Source organism: Fusibacter sp. (assembly GCF_057447755.1).
Map to the genome: position 1 here is coordinate 1 of NZ_JBVBZF010000186.1, position 6,861 is coordinate 6,861.

Genomic DNA, 6,861 nt, shown 5'->3' on the forward strand with positions numbered 1-6,861 from the left:
TTATGGTGTAGGCTTCCATACGATTTCCGTGCCACGTATTAAAAAGGCTGAAGGAATGGAAATGGTGGAGTTCAATTCATTAATAGACGATGAGACCTTTAAAAAGATTGTAGCAATCCTAAGAATTGCGGTTCCTTTTACTGGCATTATCTTGTCTACAAGAGAAACGAAAGAAATCCGTAAAGAATTGCTCCATCACGGTGTTTCACAGCTTAGTGCCGGTTCATGTACTGGTGTAGGTGGTTATAAAGAGGAAGAAGCTGGTGTAACGGATGTTAAACAGTTTGCTATTTCTGACGAAAGATCACCAGTAGAAGTTTTAAAAGGCTTAATTCAGGATGGATTTATCCCAAGCTACTGTACATCATGTTATAGAATGGGTAGAACGGGTGATCGATTTATGAAACTCGCAAAATCTGGCGAGATTCAGCATGTATGCCAGCCAAATGCCTTAATGACACTCAAGGAGTTTGCATTAGATTTTGGTGATGAAGAATTAAAGGAAATGGCAGATGAATTTATTGCAAAAGAGGTTGAAAAAATCAAAAAGCCTGAGACTAAACAAATCGTTATTAATGGTCTAAAAGACTTGTCAGAAGGTAAAAGAGATATTTTCTTATAGATTGGGAGGCAGAAATGAACAAAACACCTAATGCAAATCGCTTTCATATAGGGATTTATGGCAATAGAAATGCAGGTAAATCATCTCTTTTTAATGCAATTATCGGACAAGATGTGGCTGTGGTTTCTGAAGTTGAAGGGACTACAACAGACCCTGTTTTTAAGGCAATGGAGCTCATTCCATTTGGACCGGTTGTTTTTATAGATACTGCTGGTCTTGATGACGAGGGAATTCTTGGTGATCTGAGAGTTGAAAAATCTAAAAAGATGCTTAGTAGAACGGATTTTGCAATTTATCTTGTGGATGGCACTGAGCCTGATTTCGATGAGTACAAACAAATGACTGGCACCTTTAAAAAATATCGTATTCCACATATGTGTGTTGTTAACAAGGCAGATTTAATATCAGAGGAACAGAAAAAGACAATTGTTGATGCTTTTGGAGAAGTAAGCTTTGTATCTACTAAGGTTTTATCAGATATTCATGATCTTAACCAGAAGTTGATGAGTCAGTTGACCAAATTAGAGGAAGAACCCGTTATAGTGGGAGACTTGTTACCCTATGGAAGTACAGTCGTTTTAGTTGTACCAATCGACTCTGAAGCACCAAAGGGCAGAATAATTTTGCCACAAGTACAACTCATAAGAGACTGTCTTGATCACGGCATTAAAAGCTATGTTGTAAGAGATACTGAACTTGAAGAAGCGCTAAAAGAATTGCCAAAAGTCGATTTAGTGGTTACCGATTCACAAGCTTTTGCTGAAGTCAGTAAAATTGTACCTGACCATATTAAACTCACAAGTTTTTCGATCTTGTTTGCAAGGCAAAAAGGGGAGATTAAGAGTCTAATTGAAGGTGTTAATGCTTTTAAAGCACTAAAGCCCGATGCCAAGATATTGATTTCAGAGAGCTGTACTCACAATCATTCACATGAGGATATTGGTCGAGTTAAAATACCAAAGCTCATAAGAAATAAGATATCAGATCAAGTTCAAATTACTTTTTCCATGGGGCATGATTTCCCTGAAAATCCAAATGAGTTTGATTTAATCATTCATTGTGGGGCTTGCATGATGAATCGAAAAAGTATGCAGACGAGAATTGATCTATGTGAAAATCAAAATGTATATATTACAAACTACGGTCTTGCATTGGCTTATTTTAATGGAATATTGGAAAGAAGTGTCGAGATTCTTAATTTAAATGAATAATTGCTTTAAGAGTGCCAAATTTATTTTGGCACTTTTTTTATGTCACAAATAATTGATCTAAAAGCTCTTATGCATAATGTTAGCCTCAAACATGATGGGCTAAATGATAAGGTATCGGAAGATTATGTAATTCTGCCAGAATCACAATAAAATAAATATGGAATTTACTTAAGGATACAAGTTATCAAGTTCAAATGTTTGTTTAAATTTCCAATGAGTGGTTAAAAATAGGATATAAAGTTTCAATCAAAATATAAGGAGCTATTATGGATCATATAGATCGTTTGAATCTCATTAAAATCATTGAAGTTGCAGGTGAAGGCATCTTAATTGCAAATGAACTAAAAAATGTTACATTTGTCAATCATAAAGCCTGTGAGCTTTTGGAAAAAAACAAAAAATTGATCATCGGTTCACATATAGATCAAGTTTTTGAAATTGTAAACCAACTCAATTTGCAATCCATACTTTTGCCAATGACGGAACTAATGGCAAATACCCAATCCATTAATTTGCCAAAGGACACCTTGTTGAAAATTGGTGAAGGTAATTATAAATACATATCAGCTAGCATTTCTGCTTCACATGATGAAAATAAAGGTATAACCGGTTATGTGATTATCTTTAGGGACATGGATAGGATGGTCAGAGCAGAACAGAAATTGTTAAAGTTTTCGAGCCTTGTAGAACAAAGTAATACTTCCATGATCATCACCGATATATCTTGGACCATTGAGTATTGTAATCCATATTTTATGAATAAGTATTTCGAAAAAGACGATTCCTTAATCGGACGTAATGCGTTAGATTTACTCATTTCCAGAAGGGAGTCAGATTTTGAAGAAATGGTAAACTTCTATATTGATTATCGGTCAAAATGGAACACGGAAATAATGATGAAATCTAGCAAGGGGGAAGTATATTGGGAAAGTCTTCAAATGCAAGCGGTTAGAGATGAACATGGGAATACCATAAATTATGTCATCATGCTCAGCGACATTACCACGAAAAAAGAAACTGAGAAGCACCTGGAATATGAAAAAGCCAAGTTAGAGGCAATATTTGAAAATACAACGGTAGGGCTTGCTATTATTGATGAAAACTTCAAAATGATTAAGTTGAATCAGGAAATTGTTAAAATATTTAATGTACCACTTAAGAACTTAGTAAATGAAAACTTTGTTCAGTTGTTTTTGTGTACCTATCATACGGATGAAGATAATCCGGTTTGTTTGCTTTGTGATGACTGCATGATAGAGCGTACACTTCGTCGTGTTTTAGAGAAAAAAATGATTGTTAGGGGCATGGAAATTATTTTTAAGGATTCCAGTCATCAAATCAATGAGAATCGGTATTTGAGATTAAATGCGTCTCCGGCCATTGTAGACAATAGATTACATATCATTATTGCCCTTCAGGATATAACGGATTATAAAAGGATGTCAAAAGATCTAGTGAAGAGTGAGCGAAATTTAAGGTTGCTCACGGACAGTATGCTAGATACCATCATCCAAATTGATATTCACAATTTAATCACCTATGCATCACCTTCTGTGAAATGGTTGACAGGTTATGAAATTGATGAGGTTATCCACCAAGATTTCAGAAATTTCATTTATAGAGATGATGTCTCTGAAACTTTATTTGAGAGTGGCTTGACTGCAGAGTTTGATAGTCATTCTAAGATCGAGTTTAGAATTAAGACCAAGGATGGCAGTTTAAAATGGCTTCAAACTGTGGGGAATGTGATTAATTTTAATGATCAAACTGCATATGTATTTGTTTTAAGAGATTCTACTGAACAAGTTAAGTATAGAGAGGAATTGAAAACTTCAAAATTGCTTGCTGATGAGGCAAATCGTGCCAAGAGCTTATTCTTGGCTAATATGAGTCATGAGATTAGAACGCCTATGAATGGAATCATTGGTATGACTGAATTGACTTTAATGAGTAACCTTGATAAGCATCAGCGTTCAAATCTCGAAATGGTTAAGGAAAGTGCCATTTCTTTACTTAAAATCATCAACAGTGTGCTTGATTTCTCTAAGATAGAAGCTGGTAAAATGGTCGTAGAAGAGCATATTTTCAATCTCAAAAGTTTCTTAAATCAACATACTAAACCCTTAATTCTTCAAGCAATTGAAAAAAATATTGAGTTTATATTAGAGATTGATGAAGGACTTCCTGATAATGTCATTGGTGATGAACACAAGTTGGGTCAAATTCTAAACAATTTAATTTCAAATGCAATCAAATTTACAGAGAGGGGCTTTGTCAAACTCAAAGTAGCCTTTAGGCAGGATGGCGAACAGCTTATTGAAGTAACTTTCCAAGTAATCGATAGTGGCATTGGCATTTCAAAATCAGATCAAGATAAGATTTTTGAGAGCTTTAATCAGGCGGATTCCAGTGCGACTAGAAAATACGGCGGTACTGGTCTAGGTTTGACTATTTCAAGGAGTATGGCTGAACTGATGAAGGGTAGTCTATATGTAACATCAGAGCCCAATATGGGATCAAACTTTATATTAACACTACCATATATGCTGACGGATGAGGTTGTTAATGATTCAAAAAATAGTGATCTTGTTATTCAAAACGTCAACAAGAAATTAAAGGTTTTGGTTGGTGAAGATGATAAAGTAAATCAAATTGTGGTTGAGAAACTCTTGAATTTGCAAGGTCATAGGGTGGAGATTGCTCAAGATGGTGCAGACTGCCTTGCTATGTTTAAGGAAGGTAATTATGATTTGGTCATTATGGACATTCAAATGCCCAATATGAACGGTATAGAAGCTGCAAAGCGAATTAGAGATATACAAATCCAGAAGAAGTCTTATACACCAATCATTGCATTGACTGCCTACGCTTTAAAAGAGGATCGAAAGCGTTTGATTGACGAAGGCTTCGACGATTACTTATCTAAACCTATTGATACAAAGCTATTCTTTGACATTATTATGAAGCATGGTAAACTAGATGTAGAAAATGAAACCTCTGCTCATGATATTTTAAACAGAATAAACACCAGGGATAAGGACACAAGCAGACTTGAATTCAGGGTACTCAAGAAAATGCTTGAAGAAGTTCTTTTAAACATTGAGAAAAGTGATTTTCTGGAAGCTGAGGCTCAGCTTGCAGTCATTAAAAAAAGAGTGAGTTACGATATGAACTATAAAAGGCTCATGTTAAAAATGGAACTTGCTCTGAGAAGAGAAGAAATAGAAATTTTTGAAAGTTACTATCTTAAATTAATTGAAGAGATGGAAAGGTGAATATTATGAGAATTTTAATAGCAGAAGATGATTATGTAAGCCGTACTTTTTTATACAAGTTTTTATCGAATTATGGTGAATGCGATGTCACTGTAGACGGGATCGAAGCGCTAGAAGTGTTCATAATGGCCCTGGATGAAGGTAACTACTATGATTTAATTTGTTTAGATATTATGATGCCAGAAGTTGATGGGGTAAATGTACTCAAGACCATCAGAGTGTTGGAAGAAGAACGCAAAATTCCAAAAGAAAATAGATGCAAGGTTATTATGACAACAGCGCTAAATGCCACAGAAAAAGTTAAAAGTGCCTTTGAAATTGGGGCAGAGGGTTATGCTGTGAAACCAATTGATATTGACAAATTTGTTGAGGTTCTTAGAAAATTAGAGCTTATTGATCAGTAGAATCGTGATATATACTAAAAAAAGTCAATTGTAAGGAGTATAATGAAAAAAGCCTATTATACATTAAATGATTATTTTAAGACCACTTTGGGAATGAAAGTCGTCAAACTCTCTATAGATGGTGGTTTTACATGTCCAAATCGTGATGGAAAGATCGATACAAGGGGATGTCTCTTTTGTTCAGAGCTTGGCTCTGGGGAGTATACAGGTGATACAGAACATTTTCAAATTCGCACAACCTCTCCCATAGCGACACAAATTGAGGCGCAGAAATCACTGCTGAGTCCTAAATGGCAATCACCCAAATATATGAGTTATTTTCAAAACTATTCTAACACTTATAAAGCTGTAGAAGTGCTTAGAGCCTTATATGATGAAGCAACTTTAGATCAAGATATTATTGGACTTGCTGTAGCCACTAGACCGGATTGTATATCAGATGAGGTTATTGAATTGTTTGAAACTTATAATGACAAGGGTGTCTTTTGGGTTGAACTTGGGCTGCAGACTATTCATGAAAAAAGTGCAGAAATCATTAGAAGGCATTACCCTCTCGCTTTATTTGAAGAAAAATATAAGGCCTTGAAGTCTAAAAATATCAAAGTAGTCATTCACCTTATCTTTGGACTACCAGGGGAAAGCCGAGACCAGATGCTTGAAACGGTTTCTTATGTATCTAAATTGCAGCCTTTTGGTGTTAAATTTCACATGTTAAATGTGTTGAAGGGTAGTGATCTTGAGCATTATTATCAGGAATCCCCTTTTGATTTACTATCACAGGAGGCATATATTAAGTTGATTTGTGATGCAATAGAAAGGCTAGATGAAAATATTGTAATTCATAGACTTACGGGTGATGGACCGAAAGACCTTTTAATTGCACCCAATTGGATTAAAAATAAACGTGCTGTATTAAACGGCATTGATAAGGAATTAAAAGCGAGGGGAACCTCGCAAGGCTCTAAATGTTAAAAAAAGCGCATTCAATACCCTGTGTTAGGGGTATGAATGCGCTTTGAATTTTTTGGAAATCCTTAATAGACCTTATTGCCAGTAAAGATTGGAACTGTAGCAAATAAATAGACTAAAACTAGGAGCAATATCACTGATAATATTAAGGTTACGATTAGTAATCGGTTAAAACGATCCTTATCCGATTTGATTTTAGTAGCATTTAGTATTAAACCGTATATTGCAATACCAATATTTATGAGACTTGATAAGAGAGACAAAACATAATAGGTTGAATTCCAAGCCTGGACTCTAAAATAGTCGAAAAATCGATCTAAACCATATACGGGTTTAGGCTGAGCATAAAGTAGAAAAACGAATGAAAAGAAAAATACAAA

General features: G+C 34.9%; 5 protein-coding genes and 1 pseudogene. 5 read left to right on the forward strand and 1 reads right to left on the reverse strand.

What is annotated here, in order from left to right; genetic code table 11:
- From AC220I_RS15845 to mnmL, 5 genes and pseudogenes are all read left to right on the forward strand, one after another.
- Positions 1-622, forward strand: a pseudogene (locus AC220I_RS15845) ([FeFe] hydrogenase H-cluster radical SAM maturase HydG); the annotation flags it as partial.
- Positions 623-636: 14 nt separating this feature from the next.
- Positions 637-1,833: a [FeFe] hydrogenase H-cluster maturation GTPase HydF gene (gene hydF / locus AC220I_RS15850; protein ID WP_486724833.1), complete on the forward strand. Its 1,197-nt coding sequence runs from the start codon at positions 637-639 to the stop codon at positions 1,831-1,833.
- A 266-nt stretch (positions 1,834-2,099) separates the two neighbouring features.
- Complete coding sequence (locus AC220I_RS15855) at positions 2,100-5,108, forward strand: PAS domain-containing hybrid sensor histidine kinase/response regulator (protein WP_486724834.1); 3,009 nt, start codon at positions 2,100-2,102, stop codon at positions 5,106-5,108.
- A gap of 5 nt (positions 5,109-5,113) precedes the next feature.
- Positions 5,114-5,512 carry a response regulator gene (locus tag AC220I_RS15860; RefSeq protein ID WP_486724835.1) on the forward strand — a complete coding sequence of 133 codons (399 nt, stop codon included), beginning with the start codon at positions 5,114-5,116 and terminating at the stop codon, positions 5,510-5,512.
- Positions 5,513-5,554: 42 nt separating this feature from the next.
- Entirely contained in the window at positions 5,555-6,484 is a 930-nt protein-coding gene (gene mnmL / locus AC220I_RS15865) for a tRNA modification radical SAM protein MnmL/YtqA (RefSeq protein WP_486724836.1), read from the forward strand.
- A 62-nt stretch (positions 6,485-6,546) separates the two neighbouring features.
- Here the strand turns inward: mnmL and AC220I_RS15870 are convergent.
- Positions 6,547-6,861 (reverse strand): hypothetical protein (locus AC220I_RS15870; RefSeq protein ID WP_486724837.1); only part of this gene is annotated, 315 nt, incomplete at its 5' end.